Here is a 24,691-nt window from a genome sequence, read left to right as displayed (position 1 = left end):
GGATATCCGACATGAACCTCAGCCTCAGCCTGCTCTCCGACCAGTTCCTGCTGAACTTCAGCTATCTGTGGCTGATCGTCATCGCCACCACCATCGGCATCATCATCGGCGCCATGCCGGGCTTCGGCTCGGCCAACACCATCATCATGCTGCTGCCTTTCACCCTGGCGGTGGATGTCGAGGTGGCGATGATCTTCATGGTCTCGCTGTTCGTCGCCTCGCATATGGGCGGCGGCATCACCTCGATCCTCTTGAACATACCGGGCAACGGCGGATCGGCGGCCACCTGCCTCGACGGCTATCCGATGGCGCGCAAAGGGTTGGGCCAGCAGGCGCTGGTGCTGTCCTTCGTCGCCTCGACGGTGGGCGGCATGGTCACGGCGCTGATGTCGATCTTCCTGCTGCCCTACATCGCACGCCTCGCCTTCTACATGCACAGCGTCGAGATGGTGGTGATCCTGCTGTTCGGTATCACGCTGATCGCTTCGGTCGCCTCCGACAACATGCTGAAAGGACTGATCGCCGGCTTCCTCGGCCTGTTGATCGGTGCCATCGGCGCGGACCACATCTATTCCACCCCGCGCGGCACCTTCGGCTTCATCGAGCTCTATGACGGCGTGCCGCTGATCGCGGTGCTGATCGGCGTCTTCGCCATCTCCGAAGCGCTGATCATGATGGAGAGCTCGTCGGTGCTCTCCGACACCGGCAAGCAGATGATGCGCCAGTCCGGCTGGAAGGAGACCTGGGAAGGCGTGGTCTGGTCGTTCCAGCGCACCTGGCACATGATCTGGACCGGCATCATCGGCCTCATCATCGGCATCGTGCCGGGTGCCGGCGCCTCCATTGCCGCCTTCGTCGCCTACCAGCAGTCGCGCCTCTATTCGAAGACGCCGGAGAAGTACGGCACCGGCATCCCCGAGGGCGTCATCGCGCCGGAATCGGCCAACAACGGCTGCGCCTCCGGCGACCTCATCCCGCTGCTGGTCATCGGCGTGCCCGGCGGCACGACCGCCGCGGTGATGCTGATCGTGATGACCTATCACGGCGTCCAGCTCGGCCCGCGCCTGTTCATCCAGAACCCGGGCATCGGCTATGGCGTGTTCATCACCATGCTGATCGCCTATGCGGTGATGCTGTTCACCACCCTGCCGCTGACCCGCTGGGTGTCGAAGCTGGTGCTGATCCCGACCCCGGTGCTGGCGCCGATCATCATCGCCTTCACCCTCGTCGGCGCCTTCGCCCCGCGCGGCTACATGTTCGACCTGTGGCTGACGCTGCTGTTCGGCGCCATCGGCTATGTCTGCCGCCGCACCGGCTTCAACGTGGTGGCGCTGCTGATCGGCGTCATCCTCGGGCCGATGCTGGAGGCGAACGTGATGCGGGCGCTGCGCATCAGCGGCAACGACCCGTGGGTGTTCTTCTCCTCGCCCGTGGGTAACATCCTTTGGGCGGCGCTGGCAGTCTCGCTCGCCATTCCCTCCATCGTGCAATGGCGGCGCAACCGCGCCGCCGCCCGGACGGCCACGGCATGAACGCGCATCCGCCGGCTGCCGCCCTGCGCAGCGCCAACGTCACCCCGCTCGCCCGGCTCGACATTCCCGGTGGTGGCGAGGTGGTGCTGCATCGCGGCCACGCCTTTATCGGCCACATGTCGCCGCCGCTCGGCACCAGCATTTATGACCTGGCGGATCCGCGAAAGCCGCGCCTCGTCGCCCAGATCGCGCCGAAGGACGGCTTCTCCCACACCCACAAGGTGAAGGTCGCCGGCGACCTGATGATCACCAATGTCGAACGCCACCGCCGGCACTTCTACCGCAAGGGCGAGCGCATCGAGGCGGTGACGGCGGAACTGGCCGCGCATCTTGGGCGCCCGCCGCAGGAGGCGGAGATCGCCGCCGCGCTCGGCGTGAAGGAAGGCGACGTCGCCGACCTGCGCGCGGGGCTGGCGCGCGGCTATGACGACGGTGGCTTCCGCGTCTGGGACATCGCCGACCCCGCCCATCCGCGCGAGCTCGCCTATGTGAAGACCGGCGGCATCGGCGTGCACCGCTTCGACATGGAAGAGCGCTACGCCTACATCTCCACCGAGATGGCGGGCTATGTCGGCAACATCCTCGTCATCTACGACCTCGCCGATCCGACCCGCCCGCGCGAGGTGTCACGCTGGCACCTGCCGGGGCAGCATGTGAGCGCCGGCGAGACGCCGACATGGTCCGGCCAGCGCCACCGCCTGCACCACGCGCTGCGCGTCGGCGACGTGATGTGGGCTGCCTGCTGGTACGCCGGCGCCTATGCGATCGACGTGTCGGACATCAACCGTCCGCACACCATCGGCTCGTTCAACTATCACCCGCCCTACCCCGAGCCGACCCACACCTTCTTCCCGCTGGTGCAGCCGCTCGGCGGGCGCAACGTAGCCCTCGCCATCGACGAGGAGCACGACCACGTTCCCGGCCAGCCGCACGCCTTCCTGTGGGTGCTGGACATCGCGGACCTGACGAAGATCGCGCCGATCTCGACCTTCCATGTCGGCGAGGCCGCCTCACCCTATGCGACGGCGGGCGGGCGCTTCGGCGCGCACCAGTTCCAGGAGCGGCAGGTGGGGAGCCTCGTCTTCGCTACTTGGTTCGCCGGCGGGTTGCGCGTCATCGACCTCGCCGACCCGACGCTGCCGAAGGAGATCGGCCATTTCATCCCCGCCCGGGCGTCGGGTCATGTGGCGCCACAGAGCAACGACGTCGACGTGAATGCGGACGGCATCGTCTGCCTGCTCGACCGCGACTGCGGCCTCGACATCCTGCAGTTCGAAGGCTGAGGGGGCGCGGCCATGTGCGACGATTGCTTCGACGATGAGGACGCCGCGCCGACCGATTTCCCTCTCGTCGACATCGCGCGCGCCGCGCGGATGATCGAGCGCGACATTGCCGGCGAACTCGCGCCGGAAGAGGCGTGGGCCGTCTATTTCGGCGAGGCCAGCGGCGCGCTGGACTGGCGCGTGCTGGACCGGCTGGCGCGCAGCGTCGACGCCGCGAAGCTGCTGCTCAGCCTGAGCGGTGCCGGAAGGCGGCCGCACCTTCAGCCCTCCTAGCGAATTGCCGCCGTCCGCGAGATCGTCTCGCCGAACGACGCCCGCATCCCCGCCGGCTATTCGATGCCGAAAGCCGCACTCTGCTCGATTTCGTCGCTCACCAGCAATTCGCGCGAATTGGGCGGGATGGTGAACTCCTGGTAGTAGAGCGGCGCCTCGTGGCTCCATGTCAGTGCCGTCAGGATGAGGCGGGCCGGCTCCTGCCCCTGCCTGGCATAGCGCAGCTTGTGGATCACATGGGTGACCGGCAGGTGGCACCGGCTGGCGATCAGATGCTTCAGGTTCTCGCCGTCGAGCTGCGAGACCGGCCCCGAGCGTAGCGCCGACAGGCGGTTGGCATCGCCCCAGAAGCGGCTGTCGACCGAGAACTCGCCGGCGACGTTGAAGTCACGCTCGATATAGAGATAGCCCGCGGCCGCCGGTCCGAGATGCGCGGTCCACGGGCCGACCTCCTCGATCACCAGCCGCTTGCGGGTCGTGGGCGAGACGGGGAGCACCGTCCGGCCGTCCTCCGCCAGGAACCGGCAGTGCCAGGGCTGGCGGATCTGCGTCCGCTCGGTGACGAAGCTGCCGAGCTTGGGGGTGCGGGTCAGGTACCCCTCCTCCACCAGCGTGCGCAACGCGCGCTGCACGGTGCCGAGGCTCAGCCCGCTTAACGTCGCGAGGTCGCGCTCGGTGGGAAGACGGGTGCCGGCCGGGAGATTGCCGGCGAGGATCATCGTCCGCAGGCACTCGGTCAGCACGGCGTATTTGGCCCTGCCCGAGACATCGCGATCCGCGAGGTCGCGGACGGCTTCGAGCGGAAAACTGCGTTCCATGGTGACAACGGGCATTGTGACGCCGTCCGATATCCTATATAGCATTGAAGCATAGAATTATAACAGGGAAAGGGAAACGCCAATGCCCGCCCCCTCGAACGTTCTCATCATTATGTCGGATGAGCACAATAAGGCGATCACCGGCTGCTACGGGAACGCCGTTGTCGCCACCCCGAACATCGACGCCCTTGCGGCGCGGGGGACGCTGTTCGAGGCCGCCTACACCAACTGCCCGGTCTGCGTACCGGCGCGCGCGTCCTTTGCCTGCGGCCGCTACGTCCACGACATCGGCCATTGGGACAATGCCGACCCCTATGACGGCACGCAGCGGAGTTGGCACCACCACCTGCGCGCGAGCGGGCACGAGGTGACGTCCATCGGCAAGCTGCATTTCCGCAGCGCCGCGGACGACTACGGCTTCACCGAGAGCCTCATTCCCATGCATGTGGTCGAGGAGAAGGGCGACCTTCTCGGCCTCGTGCGCGACGAACTCCCCAAGCGCAAGGGCGCCTGGAAGATGGCCCGGCTCGCCGGTCCGGGGGAGTCGAGCTACACCTTCTACGATCGCGACATCCTCGCGCGTGCCCAGATATGGCTGCGTGGCGCGGCGGCGCGTGCCCGTGCGAAGCCCTGGGCGCTGTTCGTCTCGTTCGTCGCGCCGCATTTCCCGCTCACTGCGCCCCCCGAGCACTATTACCGCTATTACGACGACGCCCGCCTCCAATGGCCCAAGCTCTACGAGACGCAGGCGCGCCCCGAGCATCCCTATCTGCGCGAATATGCCGAGTGCTTTGCCTATGACGAGCATTTCGCCGGGCCGGACGACGTGCGCCGCGCGCTCGCCGGCTATTACGGGCTCGTCGGCTTTCTCGACGAGAACATCGGCAAGCTGCTGGCGACGCTGGACGCCACTGGCCTGTCGCAGGACACGCGCGTCGTCTACGTGTCCGATCATGGCGACAATCTCGGCGCGCGCGGCCTCTGGGGCAAGTCGACCATGTATGAGGAGGCGGTCTCGGTGCCGCTGATCGCGGCGGGACCGGGCTTCGAGCCGGGCAAGCGCGTGCGCACGCCGGTGTCGCTGGTCGATCTCTCGGCGAGCATCCTGAGCTGGTGCGGGGAGGAGAAGCCCACCGACTGGCCCGGCGAAGACCTCGCCGGGGACCTGCCGCCAGATCGCGCCGTGTTCTCCGAATATCACGGCATGGGATCGAAGTCGGGCTTCTACATGCTGCGCGACCGGCGGTTCAAATATGTCCACTACGTCGACCATCGCGCGCAGCTTTTCGATCTTGAGGCCGACCCGCAGGAACTGAACGACCTCGCGGACGATCCCGCCTTTTCCGACGTGCGCGCGCAGCTTAACGCCCGCCTCTGCGCCATCTGCGATCCGAACGACACCGATCGGCGCGCCAAGGCGCGCCAGGCCGAGCAACTGCACCGCAATGGCGGGCGCGAGGCCGTCATCGCCAGGGGAGATCTCGGCTTCTCGCCACCGCCAGGGTTCTCGCCAGACTTCATGTGACACCCCCGCCAAGAGGGGCGCTCTACATCCGGGAGGAATGCCAATGAAAACGACCGTCAAACTGGTCGTCGCGCTCGCCGCGACGCTCTTCGTCGCACCTGCACTCGCGCAGGACAAGATCACGCTCAGCCTCGCCACCTGGGGCGCATCCTCGCATCCGCAGGTGAAGACCTACGCCAAGGTGTTCATGGACGAGGTAGTCAAGCGCACCAACGGCAAGGTGGAGTGGAAGTACTTTCCTGACGACACGATGGTGAAGCAGGCCTTCGTGCCGAGCGCTATCCCCGGCGGGCAGGTCGACATCTCCCTCACCACGCTGGACAACTGGATCGGCCGCGTCCCACAGGTGGCGATCACGGCGAGCCCGCTCTGGACACTGACGATGGAGCAGGCGCAGGCGGAGCTGCAGCCGGAGAGGCCGCTGTTCAAGCACTTCGAGGAGCTGCTCGCCAAGCAGAACACCAAGCTGCTCTCCCTGTTCGACATCGGCGCGCCAGCGCTGTTCTCGAAGTTCGACGCGCGCGATCCCGCGTCCCTGAAGGGACGCACCCTGCGGGCCTATTCCAAGGGTGCGTCGCAGAGCCTGCAGGCGCTCGGCGCCGCGCCCGTGACCATGGGCGTCGCCGACGTCTATTCCGCGCTCCAGCGCGGTGCCATCGACGGTGCGCTGGGCGGTCTTCAGGGCGCCTACGGGCTCAAGCATTACGAGGTCACGAAATACGCGCTCGGCACCGGCGGCGTGCTCGGCGCGCTGATCAACGGCTACGTGATGAACCGCCGCTCCTTCGAGCGCCTGCCCGATGACGTCAAGAAGGCGGTGCTGGAGGCGACGCAGGTTGCGCTCGACACCACCAACAAGGAAATCGCCCAAAGCTACCAGCAGTACCTTGCCGATACACGCAAGCACGGCCTCGAAGTGTCCGAGCTGAAGCCCGGCACGCCGGAGCGCGCGGCATGGGAAGCCGCGCTCAAGGATTACCGCGAAGAGATCAAGGACGAATTCCCGGCCGAGACGGTCGCGCTCGTCACCTCCGTCCGCTGATCCCGGCCACCGCGAAAAGCTGGAGCCGGACACATGATCAGCCGCTTTCTCGACATCGCCGCCCGCGCCTTCACGGCGGCGAGCGCCACGATCGTCGCCATCCTCGCGCTTCCCGTGGCCTATGACGCGATCAGCCGGTCGCTGCGCCATCCGAGCATATGGGTGTTCGACGTCTCTCTCTATCTGATGATCGCCGCGGCGTTCCTCGGCAACGCCTACGCGCTGCGCTCGGGCGCGCATTTCCGGATGATGATGGCGGTCGACATGGCAGGGCCGCGGGTGCGGCACTGGGCCGATCGGCTCACCTTCCTCGTCACCTTCCTCTTCGCCGTGGCCATGACATGGCTCTCGGCGGGCTACGTCGCCGAAAACTACCAGCTGGGATTCACCTCGGGCACGCTGTTCGACGCGCCGCTCTGGATTCCCCAGCTCGCCATGCCGCTCGGCGGCCTCTCGCTGGCGATCGAGGCGCTGCGCCGCCTCATCCTCGACGATTATCCCGACGTGCTGGAGGGCTGACGATGACAAGCGGCATCGCCATCACCGTCCTGTTCCTCCTGCTCATGGTTGCGAGCCTGCCGGTCTTCGTGGCCATGGGCATCGCCGGCTTCCTCGGCTTCGCGCTGTCGAAGGGCCTCGACGGCGCGCTCTACGGCTTCACCGAGACGCTCTGGCAGGCGACCCATGTCTACGAGCTGATCGCCATCCCCCTCTTCATCCTGACGGGAACGGTGATGCAGCAGAGCGGCGCGGGCCGCGACCTGTTCGCGGTGGTGAACGCCTTCGCCGGAAGGGTGCGCAACGCCACCGGCGTCGCCACCATCCTGGCATGCGGCATCTTCGCGGCCATCTGCGGCTCCTCCATCGCCACGGCCGCCACGGTCGGCCTCGTCGCCGTGCCGGCGCTGCGCGAGCAGGGCTATGGCGATGCGAGGGCCGGCGGCTTCGTGGCCGCCGGTGGCACGCTGGGCATCCTCATCCCACCCTCCATTCCACTCATCCTCTACGGCATCATCACCGACACATCGATCGGCCAGCTCTTCATCGCCGGCGTCGTGCCGGGGATATTGATGATGGGCGTGTTCGCGGCCTATGCGCTGTGGTCGCGGCCGCAGGTGGTCGTGAACGGGAGCGAAGGCGGGGACCGCTGGGCCCTGCTGCGCGGCAGCGTCGGCGTCCTGCTGCTGCCGCCGGTGATCGTGGGCGCCATCTATCTCGGCCTGTTCACGCCGACCGAGGTGGGAGCTCTCGCGGTCATCTACGTCGCGGGCCTCGGCCTGCTGCAGCGGCGGCTCGATGGCCGCAAGCTGGTCGCCGCCGTGCTGGCCGCCACCCGCACGACGGTCATGCTCATGATGCTGATCGTGTTCGGCCAGTATTTCGCGCACTACCTCACCTATGAGGAGGTACCGCAGATCATCGCCCAGAGCATCACCCAGGTGCCCGGGGGGCCACTCGTCACCATCACCTTGGTCGTTCTGGTCTATCTGCTGCTCGGGATGTTCCTTGAATCGGCGGCGATGCTGCTGATCTCGGTGCCGATCTTCTTTCCGGTCGCCATGGCGATCGGGATGGACCCGCTGACCTTCGGCATCTTCGCGATCATGGCGATGGAGATCGCCCAGATCTCCCCGCCGGTCGGCATCAACCTCTTCACCATCCACGGCATCAGCCGCATCCCCCTGGAACGTCTCGCGCTCGGCGTGCTGCCGTTCATCGGCATCCAGATCGTCTTTCTCTACTTGATCTTCTTTATGCCGGAGATCGTTCTCTGGCTTCCGGGACAGATGAAATGAAACTCAATGAAGAAGAACGTGCATTGCTTGCGGGTGAAGGCGGCCGTGCCCGTCAATGGGCCATCCGCCATCAGATCGAGGTCGGCCGGTTTTTCGACGCCGAGGACATGGTGGAGGTCGACCAGGCCCATGTCATGGCCGATCCGGAGAGCCTGGGAGAGGCCGGCGTGCGCTGGCTCTCCGACATGGCCGGGCTGCCGGAAGCCGAGCGGCGCGTGCGCGTGCCGACCATCACCGATCCGCGCGGCGTCGACTTCGCAGCCTATAAGCGGCTGCACCAGACCGACGAGATGGCGACGCTGGAGGAACGCGCCATCCGCGCCTTCGAGGCCATGGGCGTGCTGATGACCAATACCTGCATCAACTACCAGACCATCCTGCCTCCGGTCCGCGGCGAGCACGTCGCGTTCGGCGATACCGGCGTGGTCATCTATTCCAACGCGGTGTTCGGCGCGCGCTCGAATTTCGAGGGCGGCCCGTCGGCGATCGCCGCCGGCCTGACCGGGCGCACGCCGCGCTATGGCTACCATCTCGAGAAGAACCGCCTCGGTACCAAGCTCTTCGAGCTGCGCCATCAGCCGAAGGACTTCAGCGAATGGGGCGCGCTCGGCGCCGTCGTCGGCCGCGGCTCGGGAAGCTATTGGGCGGTGCCGGTCATCACCGGCGTGGAGAACGCCCCGACCTCCGACGACCTCAAGCATTTCGGCGCGGCGCTCGCGAGCTTCGGATCGGTGGCCATGTTCCACATGCCCGGTGTCACCCCCGAGGCGCCGACGCTGGCGGATGCCTTCGACGGCCCTCCGCCGCCGGCCTCGCCCATCACCGCCGAGGACATCGCCAATGTCTATGAGGGCTACGCGGCCCGCGGCGACAAAGTCGACGTGGTGGTCTTCTCCGCGCCGCAGCTCTCGCTGATCGAACTGGAGAAGGTAGCGAACCTGCTCGACGGACGGCGCGTCCATTCCGGCACGACACTGATCGCGGCGACCTCGCCCGAGATCAAGTTCGCCGCCGACCGCATGGGGCTCACCCGCCGGATCGAGGCGTCGGGCGGGATCGTCCTGTCCGGCGTCTGCTTCTACCAGAGCTATGCGCGCGAGATGGCCGAAGCCAATGGCTGGAGCCGACTCATGTCCAACTCCGCCAAGCTCGTGAACATCATCGGCGGCTACGGCTACAAGCCGACGCTCGCCACCATGGAGCGCTGCGTCGACAGCGCCGTCGCCGGAAAGGTGCTGTGATGGCCCAGACGCTTCTCTGCCACCCCGGCATTGGCCCGGATGTCGAAGGCATCGCCCTCGTCGCCTCCGACGACTTCAGCGCCCGCTACGATCTCGATCGCATCAAGGGCGTGTTCTCCCGTCCCGCCCACAAGCTGTTCGGCGAGGACTATCGCGAGCGCGTCTTGGTGCTGAACAATGTGAAGGGCGGCGTCGCATCCGCCTGGATGCTCAACGAGATGGCCTCGCGCGACGTGAAGCCGGCGGCCTTCGTGTTCAATCGCGTCAACCCGATCCTCGCCCAGGGCGCCGCGCTCGCGGGGCTGCCGCTCGTGGACCGCTTCGCCGATGGCGACGTCACCACGCTCATCTGCAACGGCGAGCGGATCAGGGTCAGGCCAAGCGAAGGACAAGTCATCCTGCTCGACCGTCCATGAAGGGCGGCGGCGAGACGATCGGGAGAGGTTGAACCCTTATGCGATGGTGGCAGACCGGGACGAGGCCTGATTACCGTTTTTCCCTTGCCAATGAGCGGACCTTTCTCGCCTGGATCAGGACCGCGCTCGCGCTCATCGCGGGCGCGGTCGGCATCGACCAGTTCGCTTCCCATCTCGGCTCTCCGCTGACGAGGCTGTCGCTGGCGCTGGTGCTTTTCTGCGCCGGCGGAACCCTCGCCGCGACGGCCTACATGCGCTGGGCACGCGCTGAGCGGGCGATGCGGCACGATGCGGATCTGCCGCGCAGCCTGCTGTTGCCCCTTCTTGCCACCCTCACGGCGCTGCTGGCGACAGCGCTCGCCTGGCTCGTCGTCACGAGCTGAACGCGATGCCGGAACGGCGCGAGGCCAGGGCCCCCGGACTGCAGCCGGAACGCACGGCGCTTTCCTGGTCGCGCACCGGCTTTCTGGCCCTGCTCGTGGCCGCGCTCCTCGGACGGGCCGGCACGCCGGCGGCGAGCCTGATCGAGCTGGCGCTGATCCTGCTGCTCGTGCCCATGGCCGGGCTCTTCCTGTATCGAGGCTTCCGGATTCCCTGCGACGGAAACGCGAAGCATGACGACGTCGCGGAGCGCCGGAGCGCCCTGCTGTTCGTCTGTCTCGGCATCGCCGCCCTTGCCGGTCTTCACGGCATGGCCACGTTGGGACGTATTGTCGTGTATCTGCAGAGCCATGGCATCGATATGCGCATGTGAGGCGGCGTTCATCGCACCGCACCGCGCCCTGCCACCTCCATAAGATGCCATCGGAAAATGCGGGATCGGCGGCAGCCGATAGCGCAGCGCCGACACCGCACAGGCCGGGCTCCCCGCGGCTTGATGACGATCGGGCTTCGAAGCTATGGAGGGGTCGTCCCGGCGAATCCTTCCAGCCGCGAGACATCGACGATGCCAGGGCGGCCCATTATGCTTCGATCCTCACATTTTGGGCCGGCGCAGCGGAAATCGCACTGCCGCGCATCTCGCGACGTCGCTGCCTGTACCTGCGGGAACGAGCCGGATACGAGAGCGAAAACTCGGCGGCGGCGCTCAGCGCTGCGGTTCAGAGCAATCACCACTACATGTCACGACTTGTTGCTTGCCGTATGGGCAGGGCACATCTTTCCTCGGCGGTCCGCGCTCGCTACCCTCGAATTCCAGCTTCATCTGTCTGGGGGGACGGCGATGACGCGCCTCGCGAAAATCTTTCTCATATTGTCTTTGGCGTTGCTTTCGCTGGGGATCCCCGGCGCTCAAGCGGTGGATCTTCGGTTTACCGCGGGAGAATACTCGGGATTTACGCGGCCGTTTCTTGAACGCGTCGCGCGCGACTACGAAGTGCTGCATCCGGGTACACGCATCCAGATCGAGGTCATTCCGTGGGACAGCTATTTGCAGAAGCTGACCACCGACATCAGCAGCGGCGATCAACCCGATCTCTCGATCGTGCCGACCATGTGGATCTCCGATCTCGCCGCGGACGGCCTTCTCGAACCGCTCGACGGGCTGGCGTCACCCGAATTCAAGGCGAAGTTCATTCCCGCCTTCCTGGTGCCGGCTACCGTCAAGGGGCAGCTTCTCGGCTTCCCGGCCGCGGCCTCGGCGCGGGCGATGGTGGTGAATACCGAGTTGCTGCAGAAGGCCGGCGCGCCCGAGCCGAAGACGTGGGACGCGCTGCGCACCGCCGCCCAGAAGATCGCCGCCCTGCCGAACACCTATGGCTTCGGCCTGCCGGGCAAGGAAGTCGAGGTCGACACCTATTTCTACTATGCGCTCTGGGGTTTCGGCGGCGAGATCATCAAGGACGGCAAGAGCGGCCTCTCTTCGCCCGAGGCCATCCGCGCCGCGACCTTCTACATGTCGCTGATCAACGACAAGGCGACCGAGCCGGCACCCACGGCGCATAGCCGCGAGGACATCTTCAAGCTGTTCAAGGAAGGACGCATCGGCATCATCTTCACCTATCCGATGCTGGTCCCGCAGCTGAAGACCGAGGCGCCGAACCTCAAATATGCCGTCATGCCGTTTCCGGTCGAGACCAAGCCGGTCACGCTCGGGGTGACCGACGTGCTGACCATGTCGAGCTCGTCGAAGAACAAGCAGGAGGCCTTCGATTTCCTGCAATTCCTCTATAGCGACAAGTACCGCACCGAATTCGACCGCGCCGAGGGGTTGCTTCCCGTCACCGTCTCGGAGGCCGCCAGCAGCTATTACAAGGACAATCCGGACATCGCCGCCTTCGCCGCCGGCCTCGCCTATGCGCGCTTCTTCCCGACCATCAAGGGCTGGCCGGAAATCTCGGACATCACCGTGCGCGCCCTGCAGACCATGTATCTCGGCCAGAAGACATCGACCGAAGCGATGACCGATGCCGCGCGGCAGATCGACGACGTCCTTGCCCGCCGCTGACATCAAGTCCACGCAAAGCAGGCTCACGCAGAACCGCAACCTGCTGCTTCTGCTCCTCGCGCCGAGCGCCATGGCGACGGGGCTCATCGCCCTGGTGCCCGTGCTGCTGCTCGTGCGGATGTCGCTGTCCGAGGTGTCGCGCTTCGGGCGCATCGGCGCCTATGTCGGGTGGGAGAACTTCGCCCGCCTCGCGGCGGACCCGCTGCTGCCGGCGATCCTGCTGCGCACCGGCATCTGGACCGGCTCGGTGGTGGCAGGAACGGTGCTCATAGCCCTGCCGACGGCGCTGATACTGAACCAGCGTTTCCTCGGCCGCGGGCTCGCCCAGTTCCTGGTGCTTGCGCCATGGGCGATCTCCGTCGCCTCGATGGCGGTGGTCTGGCGGCACGCGCTCACCGACGAGGGCGGGCTATTGAACCGGCTGGCCGTGGCAGCCGGCCTTCTCGACCGCCCGATCCCATGGCTCGGCTCCGTGCCCGCCGCCTTCGGCTTCGAAATCCTGATCGCGATCCTGGTCTCCGTCCCCTTCAGCACGGTGATCCTTCTCGCCGGCCTGTCGTCGATCCCGGACGACCTCTACGACGCGGCGCGCCTCGATGGCGCCCGTGCCGTCGATAGGCTGAAGTTCCTCACCCTGCCGCTGCTGCGGCCGTTCATCTGGATCGTGCTGATCTTCAACATCGCCTATGTCACCAACTCGTTTCCGATCATCTGGATCCTCACGCAGGGCGGCCCGGCGAACGGCACGGATATCCTCGTAACCTATCTCTACAAGCTGGCCTTCACCTTCGGCCGCCTGGACGAGGCGGCGGCGCTCTCCATTCTCCTGCTCGGCGGGCTCGCCGCGCTGACAATCCTGATGCTCCGCGCGCTGGAACGCCCGGCCCATGCTTAGGCGCAGCCTGCTCTACTGGGGCGCCCTCCTCCCGCTGCTCGGCCTGAACCTGTTTCCCTTCGCGGTGGCGCTCGACACCATCTATCGCCGCAGGGGCGGCGAGGACATGGGCGCCTTCTGGGCCGGCATGTGGCTCAGGACCGAGCTCGGCACGTCCCTCGTCAACAGCCTCGTCATCGCCCTTGCAACCGCCATCGCCTCGACCCTCGTCGCCCTGCCCGCGGCCTATGCCCTCTCCCGCTTCCGTTTCCGCGGCCGGCGGGCCTTTTCCGAGGCGCTGCTTGGCACGCAGATGCTCACGCCGATCATGCTGGTGCTGGGTCTTTCCCAGATGATCGCGGGAATGGGCCTCACCGACACGCGCTTCGCGCTGGTGCTGCTCTATTCAGCGTTCCAGGTGCCCTTCGCCGTGTGGATGCTGCGCGGCTATATCGACGCGATCCCGGTGGAACTGGAGGAGGCGGCCCTGCTCGATGGCGCCTCGCGCCGGCAGATACTCGGCTCGATCATCCTTCCACTGTCCGTGCCGGCCATCCTGGTGACGGCGACCTTCGCCTTCATCACCGCCTTCAACGAATTCGTGCTGGCGCTGACGCTGCTGCGGAGCCCGGCCAACTTCACGCTGCCGCTGAGGGTCAACGCGCTGACCGCCGGACGCTACGCGGTCGACTGGCCCGACGTGATGGCCGCGGTCCTCGTCGCCAGCCTGCCCGTGCTGATCATGTTCATCGGGTTGCAACGATACATGCTGCGCGGCCTTCGCCTCAGCCTCGGCGCGACATGAGCCCACAGGCTCGGGCCGCGATCCTGTCGCGTGCGGCCGATCGGGGTGGTATAACGCCGGCCACAGACCCCAGCACATCGATAGCATTGACGGAATCACGGTGATCGAACGGGACGCAGCGTCAGTCGGGCAGCTGTCCTTCGGGCCTTTCACCTTCTTCCCTGGGCAGCAACTCCTGGTGGAGGACGAGACCCCGATCAATCTCGGCAGCAGGGCGCGGGCGATCCTGCTCGCCCTTCTCGAGCAGCAGGGCGAAGTGGTCAGCAAGGCGCAGCTGATCCAGCGCGCCTGGCCGGACACGTTCGTGGAAGAGGCCAATCTCCGCGTGCATATCGGCGCGCTGCGGCGCGCTCTCGGCGACGGACAGGACGGCCGCCGTTACATCGTCAACATCCCCGGACGGGGCTATTCCTTCGTCTTCCCGGTGGAACGCTCGGATGCGGTCGGTGCGCGGGAGATGCCCCCGGCCCTGGCGGCGGACAGCCCGAGCCTTCCGCCGGCGCTCGCCCGTATCGTCGGCCGCAGCGAAACCGTCCAGCAGGTGAAGGCCCTGCTGGTAGAGCAGCGCTTCGTCTCCATCGTCGGGCCGGGCGGCATCGGCAAATCGACGGTGGCCATCGCGGTCGCGCACGAAATGCGGGGCCGCTTCAGCGAGGGCGTCTGCTTCGTCGACCTATCCGCGCTCGGCGATCCCCAGCTCGTGCCGGCGGCGCTCGCCGCGGCGCTGGGTGTGGGTCTTCGCTCGGAATCGCCGACGCAGAGCCTGATCGCCGCGACGCGGGCGAAGCCGCTGCTCCTTCTCCTCGACAGCTGCGAGCATGTCATCGAGACCGTCTCGCACCTCGCCGAACAGCTCTTCGGCAATGGCGGCGAGGACCTCCATATCCTCGCCACCAGCCGCGAGCCGCTGCGCGTCGAGGGCGAGCGCATCCATCGGCTGTCCTCGCTCGACGTGCCGCCTACGAGGGCGAACCTCTCCAGCGCCGAGGCCCTCGCCTATCCGGCGGTGCAGCTCTTCGTCGAGCGCGCCGCGGCCAATCTCGGCGGCTTCCAGCTCACCGACGCGGAAGCGCCCCTCGTCGCCTATCTCTGCCGCCGGCTGGACGGGATCGCGCTCGCCATCGAGATCGCGGCGGGACGGGTCGAAAGCCTCGGCGTCGCGGGCCTGGCGAGCCGGCTGGACGACCGCTTCCGCCTGCAGCTGCAGGGCCGCCGGACCGCGCTCCGCCGCCACCAGACGCTCAGCACCCTGCTCGACTGGAGTTACGCGCTGCTGCCGCCCTTCGAGCAGCTCGTGCTCCGGCAGCTCGCCATCCTCGCCGGCAATTTCACCATGGACGACGCGGTCGCCATCATCGCCGACGACGAGGCCACGGATTCGGAGATCGTCAACGCCGTCGCCAATCTCGTCGAGAAGTCGCTGATCACCGCCGATGTGCATGGCCTGCAGGCGCACTACCGGCTGCTCGACACGACGCGGGCCTATGCGGCCGTGAAGCTGGCGGAGAGCGGCAAGGTCGAGCTGCTTCGGCGCCGTCACGCGGCCATCTTCCGCGACGCTCTCCACCGCGCCAACCTCGCCTGGGAGATCCAGCCCGCCCCGGCATGGACCGAGGACCACCGGCATCTGATCGACAATGTGCGCGCCGCTCTGGACTGGGCGTTCTCGCCGAAAGGCGATGCAGAGATCGGCGTCGCGCTCACCCTCGGAGCGGTGCCCCTCTGGTTCCAGCTCCAGCTCATCGCCGAGTCCCACCAGCAGGTGCGGCTGGCGCTTGCGAGCACCGACCTTGACCGCGCGCCACACATCCAGATGCGCCTGCAGGCCGTGCTCGCCTGGTCGCTGATGCAGATCAGGGGACAGGTGGACGAGACCCGCACCGCCTGGGAGCGGACGCTCGAGCTCGCCGAGGCGCTGGACGACCGGGACTACCAGCTGCGCGCCCTGTGGGGCCTCTGGTCGGGCCTGCTCAACCAGAGCCGGTTCAGGGAGGCGCTGGCGCTGGCGCATCGCTTCGCGGAGGTGGCCGCGCGCGGCAGCGACCTGAACGACAGCTATGTCGGCTACCGCATGATCGGCTACATCCTGCATCTGCTCGGCCGGCAGACGGAGGCGCGGCGCTATCTCGAGCCGATGGTGAAGGGCTATGTCGTCCCCATCACCGGCTCGCAGATCATCCGCTTCGTGTTCGAGCAGAAGGCCACCGGCCGCTGCTTCCTCGCCCGCATCCTCTGGCTTCAGGGCTCGTTCGATGCGGCCATTGCCGAGATCGACGACATCGTCGCCTCCGCCGAGGCCAGCGACGACCGGCTGACGCTCTGCCAGGTGCTGGTGCAGGCGGCATGCCCGGTCGCGTTCTTCGCCGACGACCTCGTCCGCGCGCGCCGCTTCGTCGGTATGCTCGTCGATGAATCGGCGCGGGACGGGATCGAGTTCTGGCAGGTCTGGGGCCAGTGCTTCGCCGGCGTCCTCATGATCCGCGAAGGCGACCTTTCCAACGGCATCAAGAGCCTGGGGGAAGCGCTGGGCCGGCTGCGGAACATCTCCTACGGCGTCTACTACATCGTCTTCCTTGCCGAATATGCCGCGGCATTGGCCCAAGTCGGCGAGTTCGACCGCGCTTTGTCCTGTCTGGAGGAGGCCCTGGCCCGCTCGGAGCAGAACGAGGAAGGCTGGTTCGCCCCCGAGCTCTGGCGGCTCGCCGGCGAACTTGCTGCGCTCAGGGGCGGCACCGACGCCGGCGGCGAAGCCGAGCAGCGGCTGGCGACGGCCCTGAACATCGCCCGCGAGCAGGAGGCGCTGTTCTGGGAGATCAAGGCCGCGGTCAGCCTCGCCCGTCTGTGGCAGAGGCAGGATCGCGTACGGGAGGCCGAAGCCCTCCTGGCGCCGCTGGTCAGCCGGTTCGCCGGCAGCCTTGATCAGCCGCTGTTGAGGGAGGCGGCCGAGCTGTCCGACAGGTTGAAGACGGCGGCGAGCCCTGTGGGCAAATCCAAATACAGGAAGCCGCTCGACGGCCCGGCGACGAGGACGCTGCAATAGCCGCGTATACGCGGCCCGCCCCGACAATTTGCAACCTTTTACACCCGCGTTCCCACGGAGCCGCTACATTGCTAGCCGTAGCTCAGTCTTGGGAGCCGACCGCCGTGAAACCGCAACATCACCTGTCACTGGTTCCGCCGGAGCATCGGAGCTTGTCCTGCGTGGTCGACACGGCCGAAGTGGCGGCGTCGATCTGCCTCGCCCGGCCCGATCCCGAAACATATGGCGAGCTGGCCTCGTTCGCCCTGCCGATCATCGACGTCGACATGCGCCACCAGATCGCGGAGGCGCTCACCGCCATCATCGCCCAGGCCGAGGCGACGCGCCGCAATGCTCTGAAGCTGCCGGGGGGCAGCGCCGAGGTGATCGCCTCTTCCGAGCATATCGTCGTGTGCGCCAAGCGTATCTGGCAGCTGATCGACGACCCGCAGGGCTCGGGCAAGCGCCGTCGCTGAACATCGTCGACGCGACGCAAGGCCATTTGAGGGCCACGCGCGCGGCACGGCGCATCGCCAGCGCCCTCAGAACGGCAGGCGCGCATCCTCCTTCACTTCCTTCATGACGAAGAAGGTCCGGGTCTGCCGCACGCCCGGCAGAGCGATCAGCTTCTGGCCGTGCAGCTTGTTGAAGTCGGCCATGTCACGGACCCTGATCTTCAAAAGGTAATCGAAGTCGCCGGCGACCAGATTGCAGTCGAGCACCTCCTTCAGCTTCAGCACCGCCTCTTCGAACGCCGCGAAGCTCTCCGGCGTCGAGCGGTCCAGCACCACCCCCACCATGACCAGCGCCCCGAGCCCGACGGCGGCCGGCGCGACCTGCGCCCGCACGCCGGTGATGTAGCCCTCGTCGAACAGGCGCTGCGTGCGCCGGTGGCAGGTGGCGGCACTCACGTTCACGCGCAGGGCAAGCTCGGCATTGGTCAGCCGCCCTTCGGCCTGAAGCGCACGCAGGATGCGCATGTCGGTACGGTCGAGAGACGGCGTGAAAGGATCTTCCATTTTATGAATTTTCCTGGCACCAAATCTCTCGGACTATACTTATGACTTGTAAAATAAGGAAATCCATAACTTCACTTAGAGAGCACCTTTCGAACGAAAGCCCCTATCTTCCCTTCCGTCACGCCGCTGATGAAAACCGCTGACGGAGGCAAGATTCGTGTCACTCTTCGTGTCGCTTCTCGATAAATTCGAACGCTATCCCCTCACCTTCGGCCCGACGCCGATCGAGCCGCTGCCGCGGTTGTCGGCGGCGCTCGGCGGCAAGGTCGAGATCTACGCCAAGCGCGACGACTGCAATTCCGGCCTCGCCATGGGCGGCAACAAGCTGCGCAAGCTCGAATATATCGTGCCGGACGCCATCGCTTGCGGAGCCGACACGCTGGTCTCCATCGGCGGCGTGCAGTCGAACCATACCCGCATGGTCGCGGCGACCGCCGCCAAGATCGGCATGAAATGCGTGGTGATCCAGGAGAAATGGGTCCCGCATTACGACGCCGTCTATGATCGGGTCGGCAACATATTGATGACCCGGCTGATGGGTGCCGACAGCCGGCTGATCGATGCCGGCTTCGACATCGGCATCCGCCAGAGCTGGGAGGACGCCATCCGCTCGGTCGAGGCGATGGGCGGCCGGCCCTATCCAATCCCGGCCGGCGCCTCGGTGCACAAGTTCGGCGGGCTCGGCTATGTCGGCTTCGCCGAGGAGGTCGCCCGGCAGGAGGAAGAACTCGGCTTCCGCTTCGACTACATCATCGTCTGTGTAGTCACCGGCTCGACCCAGGCCGGCATGATCGTCGGCTTCGCCCATCAGGGCCGGGCCGAGCGGGTCATCGGCATCGACGCTTCCGGCACGCTGGAGCGGACGAGGGCGCAGGTGCGCCGCATCGTCGACGACACCGCTGAACTCGTCGGCCTCGGCCGCACGGTCCGCGAGGACGAGATCGTCATCAATCCGGACTACGCCTACCCCGCCTATGGCGTGCCGTCGGAAGAGACCAACGAGGCGATCCGCCTCGCCGCCCGGACCGAGGCGATGATCACCGACCCGGTCTATGAGGGCAAATCCATGCAGGGCCTGATCGACCTGACGCGCAAGGGCTTCTTCCCCGACGGCTCGAAGGTCCTCTACGCCCATCTCGGCGGCGTGCCGGCAATCAACGGCTACAGCTACTACTACAAGGACGGCTGAGCCGGCGGCGGCGCCCACCGCCCCAGCCACTGATCCCCCTCCCCGACCAAGGCCACCGGCTGGCGACAGTCCGGCGACGGAGAGGCTTTGCCCGACGCCCCGCGCCCTCCCGCCGCGGCTCGCAGGACACGAGAAGCGTCGCTCCGCCCGGACAAGACGCCGCGAAACGGAATGAACCGAAATCCCCCACGCACATGGAAGGAACCACATCATGGGACTGAACTCGCTTATCTCGCTGTCGCTTGCCGGCGGCATGCTTCTCGCACTCGCCGCCGGCGTGCCGGCGCATGCCGCCGATCCGGTCAGGAACGTCGTCATCGTCCATGGGGCGCTGGCCGACGGATCGGGCTGGCGCAAGGTGCATGACCTGCTCGTCGCCAAGGGCTACAACGTCACCGTCGTGCAGCCGCCGATGACCACGCTGGAGGCCGACGTCGCGGCGGCCAGGCGCATCCTCGACCTGCAGGAAGGCCCGTCCGTGCTGGTCGGCCACTCCTATGGCGGCATGATCATCACCGAGGCCGGCAACGCCGACAACGTCGCGAGCCTCGTCTACATCGCCGCCTTCCAGCCGGATGCCGGCGAGAACCTGCTCGACCTCGCCGGCCGCACGCCGCCCGCGACGACCGGCATCAAGGCGACGGAGGACGGGTTTCTCTATCTCGATCCGAAGGTCTATGCCGCCGACTTCGCCGCCGACGTGCCGGCGGCGGAAGCGAAGTTCATGGCCAATTCGCAGGTCTTCCCGTCCAAGGTCGCTTTCGAGACCCGGATCAAGCACCCGGCCTGGAAGGGCAAGAAGAGCTGGGCGCTCATCGCCACCGACGACCGGGCGATCAACCCGGAGCTGATGCGCTTTATGGCCAAGCGCGCCGGCAGCACACCCGTCGAGGTCAAGGGCAGCCACGCCGTGTTCATGTCGCAGCCGGAAGCGGTGGCGGCGCTGATCGAGAAGGCTGCCAAGGCTCCTGCGAAGTGAGCTCATGCCGCCTCCGGGGAGACCTCGGGGGCGGCTCTATTTCCGCGACAGCGACCTGTTCCGCGCGGCGATCTGCGCCCGGCGGCGCTGCGCGGGGCCCTGCGGGTCAGTCGGCGTCCAGGTGAGATAGACCGAGTTGTCCGACTCGAGGACCAAGCCGAAATTGCCCGCGCTGTAATAGAGGTTGCCATCGCCGAACCAGATGTTCGCGTAGCCGTTCGGGAACATCATGAACTGCCACCGGCGCGGCTGCTTCCAGAACGGATCGCCGGCATCGGGATGAACACCGAGGCCGGCGAATTCGAGCAGGTACATGGGCGCGTCCCCCGAGAGGCCCACGCCGCTGCTGGCGTCGTTGAACAGGTAGCCGTTCCATCCCTCGCCCGGCTTGGAATCGACGTCCGCCACCAGCTTCTCCAGACGCCAGTAGATCATGGCGCTGCCGGCGATCGTGGCCGTCGCCTGGAACTCCAGAATGCCTGTCAGCGGCCCCGGACGGACGATGCCGCCGATGGTGGCCTCGCCGGAGATCACACCGGCCCCTTCGAAGATGCCGCCCGGCATCGGGCTGTCGCCGACGGCGGCGATTGAGACCGCACCCTCCAGCGTCCCGTTCTCCAGATGCAGCGTCGCCCCCTGCGCGACGTCGATCGGCCCGGCGACGCTGCCGGTGACCTCCAGTCTGCCCGCCGAATGCACCTGCACGGTCCCGGAGCCGGTTGCCGAGGTGCCGGCGGCAATGAGCGTGCCGGTGTTCACGTTCACCATGCCGGACAGGCTGCCGCTATTGTCCGCCGACAGGGTGAGCGTGCCGGGACCGAACAGGCTGAGCCCGCCGCTGCCGCTCAAATTCGAGCTGATCTCCAGCCCATCCGACGTGGAGGCATAGACGATGGCCGCGGCGGCGCCGATGGTCAGCGTGTCGACGCCGATGCTGCCGGCATTCATGATGATGCCCGCCACGCCGCCTGCGGCCTGATTGCCGACCAGAAGCTGCGCCCCGCTGCCGGATACCGTGCCGCCATTCAGCTCCAGCGCCGCCAGTTGCGGGGCGGCGCCGCTGTCGATGACCTGCTCGTCCACCACCTCGTAGACGGTGCTCACCGTGACGCTGTTGATGCCGAGGCTGGTCGAAAGCGTCGGCGACGCCGCGATGAAGCCACTGGTGACGTCATAGGTGACAAACTTGCCCGACAGGTCGGTGTCGATGCCGAGAATGGCGGGGGTGACGATGCCATCGGTGACAATCGGCAGGTTGCCGTCCGTGCCGGTGACCAGCACCTTCTGGCTCGTGCCGAGCGCGGATATCCCGCCGCCTGGGGCGATCGCCAGCGTGCCGTCATTGGCCAGCACGATATTCGGCAGCTCGCCGTCGTCGCAGCCGCCGAGGGTGACCGAATAGCTGTTGGTGCCGTCCAGCCGGAGGGTGCCGCCGCCGGCATCGACGATGAAGCGCGCGAGATGGCCCGAGGCGATCTCCACCGCGACCGGATCGGAGGTCTCCGGCGCGAGCGCCAGCGCGCCGCCGTTGCGCAGGACGACGGTCCACGTGCCGAAGGGCGTGTCGGTCGTCAGCGTGCTCGCCAGCGTGCCGTTGCAGACCTCGTTGCGGCCCATCAGGCGGTTGGAATTGGTGAGCAGCAGCGTCCCCTCGCCATATTTCACGAAGCCGCCACGGCCGGCGAGCGGCGCCAGCACGGTGAGCGTCGCCTCGTTGGTGTTGAGGCTCTTGGGGCCGTCGATCTGCCAGGTCGCCGGCGCGTAGCCGGGCGTGGTCGGAAGCGCGGACGCCGAGATGATCCAGCTCTCGGCGAGCCACAGGATCGCGAAGTCGTCGCCGCTGCCGAGGATGTCGGTCATGACCTCGCTGTATTGCTGCGGGTCGTTCAGGCCCTCCACCGTCATGCCTTCCGGCACGAGTTGAAGCTCCACGGTCTGCGGGTTGCTCGACGGCTCGTTGGGCACGTCGAGGAACGACATCGGGTAGGCGTTGTTGAGCGTGACCTTCTGCGTGAACAGGTCGACCTTGAGCGGCGCCAGCGTGTGCCCGCCATCATTGCAGAGGGTGCAGCCGCAGGTGGGCTCGTCGTCCTTCGGCTTGTAGAACCAGCCGACTGAGAAGACGGTGAGCGAGATCCATTGCGGATCCTCGACGTAGTTCGGTGCCAGCTGGGTATCGAGCCACTGCACGTCAGGGATGCCGGTGCTGATGTAGGTGTATTGGTCCAGCCCAAGTCCACGGGCGGCGAAATAGTCGGCAAGGCCTGCAAGCGAGCCGGTGCCCTGGGTGGGCGAGGTGCCGATTATGCCGGCGATCAGCCGCTCGAACAGGATGCTCTCGCGGTCGTCGGGGCCGGCATAGCTCGCCGGGGCGAGCTGGGTGAAGCCGTTGCCGCCGAGATAATAGAGCCCCATCACCACCGAGGTCGGGGCGCAGTAGCTCTCCCCGTCGGCCGGAAGCGAGGTCCCCCACGGGCCGAAATTGGTCTGCACGATCGACGGCGTATTGCCGACGGGATCCTTCCACATGCTTAGCTCCATCCCGCTTGCCGGCGTTGCGATCCAAGATGAGCGGCTGCGCCGTCGCCATCCACTGGAAGCGAGGCGCACCGGCCGATAGCCGACGCAAAAGCCGTCGCGTACCCCTCCACCGTGCGCTAGCATGGTCGAGGGGCGCGGCTACACATTGCGACAGGTGATGATGCAATGCAGGCGGCGGAACGCGCCATTACCCCAGAGGGTACATCCCACGACGCCGGGCTGGCGCAGGAGATCATAGGTCTCTACGAGGCCGAGCCCGACCTCATCACCCTGCCCGCGGCTTTGTTCGCCGGCGTTGGACGTCTTATCGACGCCGACGTCGTGACCTATTCCGAGTTCCATCACACCAGCGGCGAGTTCCGCTCGCTGCTGTCGGTGGAGGACGACCCGGCGCGGCGGGCGGAAGGCATCGCCGCCTATGCCCGCCACATGCACAGCCACGCCTTCTGGCGCTACGACCCCGCCTTCTTCGGCGAGCGGGCGCTGCGCGAATCCGACTTCTTCAGCGACGAGGAATTCCTCGCCTTGCCGATCGCGCGGGAGGTGTTCCTGCCGTCCAACGCCCGGCACATCATGTCCATCGTCATGCGGCACGAGGCCTATGTGCTGACCATCAACGGCTTCCGGACGATCGGGCGGACGGCCTTCAGCGACGCCGCGCGCGACCGGCTGGAGGCCTTCCGCCCGCACATCATGCGCAGCTACCGGCAGGCCTTCCAGCGCACCCTCGCCACGCTGACGCCAACCGACCGGCTGCGCATCGCCTTCCCCGAGCTGACACCGCGCCAGCTCGAAGTCGGCTCCTGGATCGCCCGCGGCAAGTCGAACGAGGACATCGCCACCATCCTCGACGTCGGCGTCGACACGGTGAAGGCGCACGTCAAGGCGATCCACGCCAAGGTCGGCGCCGACGGGCGCCTCGCCATCGCGGTCATCGCCCACACCATCCCGCCCTTCGCGCGCATGCCGCCGCTGTGGCGGATCGGCGAGGACGTATGGGCGGGCGCCGCCCAGCGCGAGCGCGACCGGCCGCGGCGGGCGTCCTGAGCCTCCGTCAGCCCAGCTGCGCCAGCGCCACCGCGTCGGCGCCGGCGGGAAAGCGCAGCCGGCCCTCTATATCGGTCGCCGCCTGCCAGATGGCCTCGGCGACATCGATCTCCCGCGTCACCATGGCGGGCTGGGCGTATTCGGCAAAGATCGGCTCGGCGAAGGGGGCATAGTCCGGGGGGATGAGGTCGGCGATGTCGATGTCGACGTTCTGGGCAAAGCGGGTGGTCGGGGCATAGCCGGGTTCGACCAGCTTCACCCGCACGCCAAAGGCGGCGAGCTCGAAGGCGAGCGAGGCGGTGAAGCCCTCGATGGCCATCTTGCTGGCGGTGTAGGCAGCCGCCAGCGGCATGGCCGCCAGCGTGACGCTGGAGGTGACGTTCACGATCACGCCGGACCGGCGGGCGCGGAACTGCCTGATCGCCGCCTGCGTCATCGCCATCACGCCGAAGGTGTTGGTCTCGAACACCTTGCGCACATGTTCCATCGGGGTCGCCTCGAAGGCACCGACCACGCCGATGCCGGCGTTGTTGACCAGCACGTCGATCGGCCCGCTGTTCTCGAAGGCGGCGGCGATGCTCTCGGGGTTGGTGACGTCGAGCGGCAGGATGCGCATCCGCTCCGAGGAGGGCAGCAGATCCTCGCGCGGATTGCGCATGGTGGCGACCACGGTCCAGCCGCGGCAATGGAAGTAGCGGGCGGTCTCCAGCCCGTAGCCGGACGAACAGCCGGTGATGAGTATGGTTTTCACATCTCGCTCCTGTGACGTTGACGCTGTGGAAATAGCCGCCACACTCGGGACCATCATCAATCCGAAGTCGCTATTTCGTTTGAGATAGTCCGAGA

The 24,691-nt window shown here is 66.9% G+C and carries 23 protein-coding genes; 19 read left to right on the top strand and 4 right to left on the bottom strand.

The genetic code is table 11. The features are described from left to right. Nucleotides 1-11 precede the first annotated feature (11 nt). From SNOV_RS02765 to SNOV_RS02755, 3 genes are read left to right on the top strand one after another with little or no spacing between them, the layout of a single operon-like run. Nucleotides 12-1,532: a tripartite tricarboxylate transporter permease gene (locus SNOV_RS02765; protein WP_013165385.1), complete on the top strand. Its 1,521-nt coding sequence runs from the start codon at nt 12-14 to the stop codon at nt 1,530-1,532. Continuing rightward, nucleotides 1,529-2,815, top strand: a complete 1,287-nt coding sequence (locus SNOV_RS02760; RefSeq protein WP_013165384.1) for a DNA-directed RNA polymerase sigma-70 factor — start codon at nt 1,529-1,531, stop codon at nt 2,813-2,815. Before SNOV_RS02765 ends, SNOV_RS02760 begins: the two co-directional genes overlap by 4 nt. Nucleotides 2,816-2,827: 12 nt before the next feature. Further along, nucleotides 2,828-3,088: a hypothetical protein gene (locus SNOV_RS02755; RefSeq protein ID WP_013165383.1), complete on the top strand. Its 261-nt coding sequence runs from the start codon at nt 2,828-2,830 to the stop codon at nt 3,086-3,088. A 56-nt stretch (nt 3,089-3,144) separates the two neighbouring features. Here the strand turns inward: SNOV_RS02755 and SNOV_RS02750 are convergent, their stop codons facing one another. Then, nucleotides 3,145-3,921 (bottom strand): GntR family transcriptional regulator, encoded by a 777-nt coding sequence (locus tag SNOV_RS02750; RefSeq protein ID WP_013165382.1) that lies wholly within the window; start codon nt 3,919-3,921, stop codon nt 3,145-3,147. Nucleotides 3,922-3,988: 67 nt separating this feature from the next. Between SNOV_RS02750 and SNOV_RS02745 the strand changes: the two genes are divergently transcribed. From SNOV_RS02745 to SNOV_RS02685, 13 genes are all read left to right on the top strand, one after another. Next, the gene (locus SNOV_RS02745; protein ID WP_013165381.1) at nt 3,989-5,431 is read left to right on the top strand and encodes a sulfatase family protein; all 1,443 of its coding nucleotides are present in this window, start codon (nt 3,989-3,991) and stop codon (nt 5,429-5,431) included. Nucleotides 5,432-5,474: 43 nt separating this feature from the next. Further along, nucleotides 5,475-6,473, top strand: coding sequence for a TRAP transporter substrate-binding protein (locus SNOV_RS02740; protein ID WP_013165380.1), 999 nt, complete (start codon nt 5,475-5,477; stop codon nt 6,471-6,473). 33 nt (nt 6,474-6,506) lie between these two features. Then, a complete protein-coding gene (locus SNOV_RS02735; protein WP_013165379.1) occupies nt 6,507-6,992 on the top strand; it encodes a TRAP transporter small permease subunit in 486 nt (161 codons plus the stop codon). Nucleotides 6,993-6,994: 2 nt separating this feature from the next. Further along, complete coding sequence (locus SNOV_RS02730; RefSeq protein ID WP_013165378.1) at nt 6,995-8,269, top strand: TRAP transporter large permease; 1,275 nt, start codon at nt 6,995-6,997, stop codon at nt 8,267-8,269. Beyond that, nucleotides 8,266-9,510 (top strand): aconitase X, encoded by a 1,245-nt coding sequence (locus tag SNOV_RS02725; protein ID WP_013165377.1) that lies wholly within the window; start codon nt 8,266-8,268, stop codon nt 9,508-9,510. The genes SNOV_RS02730 and SNOV_RS02725 overlap by 4 nt, the downstream gene beginning before the upstream one ends. Next, nucleotides 9,510-9,926, top strand: a complete 417-nt coding sequence (locus SNOV_RS02720; RefSeq protein ID WP_013165376.1) for an aconitase X swivel domain-containing protein — start codon at nt 9,510-9,512, stop codon at nt 9,924-9,926. Before SNOV_RS02725 ends, SNOV_RS02720 begins: the two co-directional genes overlap by 1 nt. A 38-nt stretch (nt 9,927-9,964) precedes the next feature. After that, nucleotides 9,965-10,309, top strand: a complete 345-nt coding sequence (locus tag SNOV_RS02715; protein ID WP_013165375.1) for a YidH family protein — start codon at nt 9,965-9,967, stop codon at nt 10,307-10,309. Nucleotides 10,310-10,314: 5 nt separating this feature from the next. Then, nucleotides 10,315-10,680, top strand: a complete 366-nt coding sequence (locus tag SNOV_RS22495; protein ID WP_013165374.1) for a DUF202 domain-containing protein — start codon at nt 10,315-10,317, stop codon at nt 10,678-10,680. A 468-nt stretch (nt 10,681-11,148) separates the two neighbouring features. Continuing rightward, nucleotides 11,149-12,372 carry an ABC transporter substrate-binding protein gene (locus SNOV_RS02705; protein ID WP_013165373.1) on the top strand — a complete coding sequence of 408 codons (1,224 nt, stop codon included), beginning with the start codon at nt 11,149-11,151 and terminating at the stop codon, nt 12,370-12,372. Beyond that, complete coding sequence (locus SNOV_RS02700) at nt 12,359-13,267, top strand: carbohydrate ABC transporter permease (protein WP_013165372.1); 909 nt, start codon at nt 12,359-12,361, stop codon at nt 13,265-13,267. The genes SNOV_RS02705 and SNOV_RS02700 overlap by 14 nt, the downstream gene beginning before the upstream one ends. Beyond that, a complete protein-coding gene (locus SNOV_RS02695) occupies nt 13,260-14,051 on the top strand; it encodes a carbohydrate ABC transporter permease (RefSeq protein WP_013165371.1) in 792 nt (263 codons plus the stop codon). Before SNOV_RS02700 ends, SNOV_RS02695 begins: the two co-directional genes overlap by 8 nt. Nucleotides 14,052-14,151: 100 nt before the next feature. Next, on the top strand, nt 14,152-17,091 hold the full coding sequence (locus SNOV_RS02690; protein WP_013165370.1) for an ATP-binding protein: 2,940 nt from the start codon (nt 14,152-14,154) through the stop codon (nt 17,089-17,091). A gap of 161 nt (nt 17,092-17,252) precedes the next feature. Then, nucleotides 17,253-17,546, top strand: a complete 294-nt coding sequence (locus SNOV_RS02685; RefSeq protein WP_013165369.1) for a hypothetical protein — start codon at nt 17,253-17,255, stop codon at nt 17,544-17,546. A 66-nt stretch (nt 17,547-17,612) separates the two neighbouring features. Here the strand turns inward: SNOV_RS02685 and SNOV_RS02680 are convergent, their stop codons facing one another. Then, entirely contained in the window at nt 17,613-18,089 is a 477-nt protein-coding gene (locus tag SNOV_RS02680; RefSeq protein WP_013165368.1) for an Lrp/AsnC family transcriptional regulator, read from the bottom strand. Nucleotides 18,090-18,258: 169 nt separating this feature from the next. Here SNOV_RS02680 and SNOV_RS02675 point away from each other — a divergent pair, with 169 nt between their 5' ends. Both SNOV_RS02675 and SNOV_RS02670 read left to right on the top strand, forming a co-directional pair. Then, nucleotides 18,259-19,278 carry a 1-aminocyclopropane-1-carboxylate deaminase gene (locus SNOV_RS02675; RefSeq protein ID WP_041782741.1) on the top strand — a complete coding sequence of 340 codons (1,020 nt, stop codon included), beginning with the start codon at nt 18,259-18,261 and terminating at the stop codon, nt 19,276-19,278. A 211-nt stretch (nt 19,279-19,489) separates the two neighbouring features. Next, entirely contained in the window at nt 19,490-20,257 is a 768-nt protein-coding gene (locus SNOV_RS02670; RefSeq protein ID WP_013165366.1) for an alpha/beta fold hydrolase, read from the top strand. Between the two features lie 36 nt (nt 20,258-20,293). Here the strand turns inward: SNOV_RS02670 and SNOV_RS02665 are convergent, their stop codons facing one another. Next, entirely contained in the window at nt 20,294-22,786 is a 2,493-nt protein-coding gene (locus SNOV_RS02665; protein WP_013165365.1) for a hypothetical protein, read from the bottom strand. A 177-nt stretch (nt 22,787-22,963) separates the two neighbouring features. Here SNOV_RS02665 and SNOV_RS02660 point away from each other — a divergent pair, with 177 nt between their 5' ends. After that, nucleotides 22,964-23,845: a helix-turn-helix transcriptional regulator gene (locus tag SNOV_RS02660; RefSeq protein ID WP_013165364.1), complete on the top strand. Its 882-nt coding sequence runs from the start codon at nt 22,964-22,966 to the stop codon at nt 23,843-23,845. 7 nt (nt 23,846-23,852) lie between these two features. Here SNOV_RS02660 and SNOV_RS02655 read toward each other — a convergent pair whose 3' ends face one another. After that, a complete protein-coding gene (locus SNOV_RS02655; protein ID WP_013165363.1) occupies nt 23,853-24,596 on the bottom strand; it encodes an SDR family oxidoreductase in 744 nt (247 codons plus the stop codon). Between the last annotated feature and the right edge of the window lie 95 nt (nt 24,597-24,691).

It is taken from the genome of Ancylobacter novellus DSM 506 (assembly GCF_000092925.1).
Classification (GTDB): Bacteria; Pseudomonadota; Alphaproteobacteria; order Rhizobiales; family Xanthobacteraceae; genus Ancylobacter; species Ancylobacter novellus.
This window is presented reverse-complemented; position numbering and strand designations above follow the sequence as displayed.

What these genes read in the sequence shown, in the direction of transcription:
- SNOV_RS02765 (WP_013165385.1), top strand. Translation starts at nt 12, where the DNA reads ATGAACCTCAGCCTCAGCCTGCTCTCCGACCAGTTCCTGCTGAACTTC.
- SNOV_RS02715 (WP_013165375.1), top strand. Translation starts at nt 9,965, where the DNA reads ATGCGATGGTGGCAGACCGGGACGAGGCCTGATTACCGTTTTTCCCTT.
- SNOV_RS22495 (WP_013165374.1), top strand. Translation starts at nt 10,315, where the DNA reads ATGCCGGAACGGCGCGAGGCCAGGGCCCCCGGACTGCAGCCGGAACGC.
- SNOV_RS02660 (WP_013165364.1), top strand. Translation starts at nt 22,964, where the DNA reads ATGCAGGCGGCGGAACGCGCCATTACCCCAGAGGGTACATCCCACGAC.
- SNOV_RS02680 (WP_013165368.1), bottom strand. Translation starts at nt 18,089, where the DNA reads ATGGAAGATCCTTTCACGCCGTCTCTCGACCGTACCGACATGCGCATC.
- SNOV_RS02730 (WP_013165378.1), top strand. Translation starts at nt 6,995, where the DNA reads ATGACAAGCGGCATCGCCATCACCGTCCTGTTCCTCCTGCTCATGGTT.
- SNOV_RS02760 (WP_013165384.1), top strand. Translation starts at nt 1,529, where the DNA reads ATGAACGCGCATCCGCCGGCTGCCGCCCTGCGCAGCGCCAACGTCACC.
- SNOV_RS02755 (WP_013165383.1), top strand. Translation starts at nt 2,828, where the DNA reads ATGTGCGACGATTGCTTCGACGATGAGGACGCCGCGCCGACCGATTTC.
- SNOV_RS02735 (WP_013165379.1), top strand. Translation starts at nt 6,507, where the DNA reads ATGATCAGCCGCTTTCTCGACATCGCCGCCCGCGCCTTCACGGCGGCG.
- SNOV_RS02665 (WP_013165365.1), bottom strand. Translation starts at nt 22,786, where the DNA reads ATGTGGAAGGATCCCGTCGGCAATACGCCGTCGATCGTGCAGACCAAT.
- SNOV_RS02745 (WP_013165381.1), top strand. Translation starts at nt 3,989, where the DNA reads ATGCCCGCCCCCTCGAACGTTCTCATCATTATGTCGGATGAGCACAAT.
- SNOV_RS02725 (WP_013165377.1), top strand. Translation starts at nt 8,266, where the DNA reads ATGAAACTCAATGAAGAAGAACGTGCATTGCTTGCGGGTGAAGGCGGC.
- SNOV_RS02695 (WP_013165371.1), top strand. Translation starts at nt 13,260, where the DNA reads ATGCTTAGGCGCAGCCTGCTCTACTGGGGCGCCCTCCTCCCGCTGCTC.
- SNOV_RS02740 (WP_013165380.1), top strand. Translation starts at nt 5,475, where the DNA reads ATGAAAACGACCGTCAAACTGGTCGTCGCGCTCGCCGCGACGCTCTTC.
- SNOV_RS02750 (WP_013165382.1), bottom strand. Translation starts at nt 3,921, where the DNA reads ATGCCCGTTGTCACCATGGAACGCAGTTTTCCGCTCGAAGCCGTCCGC.
- SNOV_RS02705 (WP_013165373.1), top strand. Translation starts at nt 11,149, where the DNA reads ATGACGCGCCTCGCGAAAATCTTTCTCATATTGTCTTTGGCGTTGCTT.
- SNOV_RS02720 (WP_013165376.1), top strand. Translation starts at nt 9,510, where the DNA reads ATGGCCCAGACGCTTCTCTGCCACCCCGGCATTGGCCCGGATGTCGAA.
- SNOV_RS02670 (WP_013165366.1), top strand. Translation starts at nt 19,490, where the DNA reads ATGGGACTGAACTCGCTTATCTCGCTGTCGCTTGCCGGCGGCATGCTT.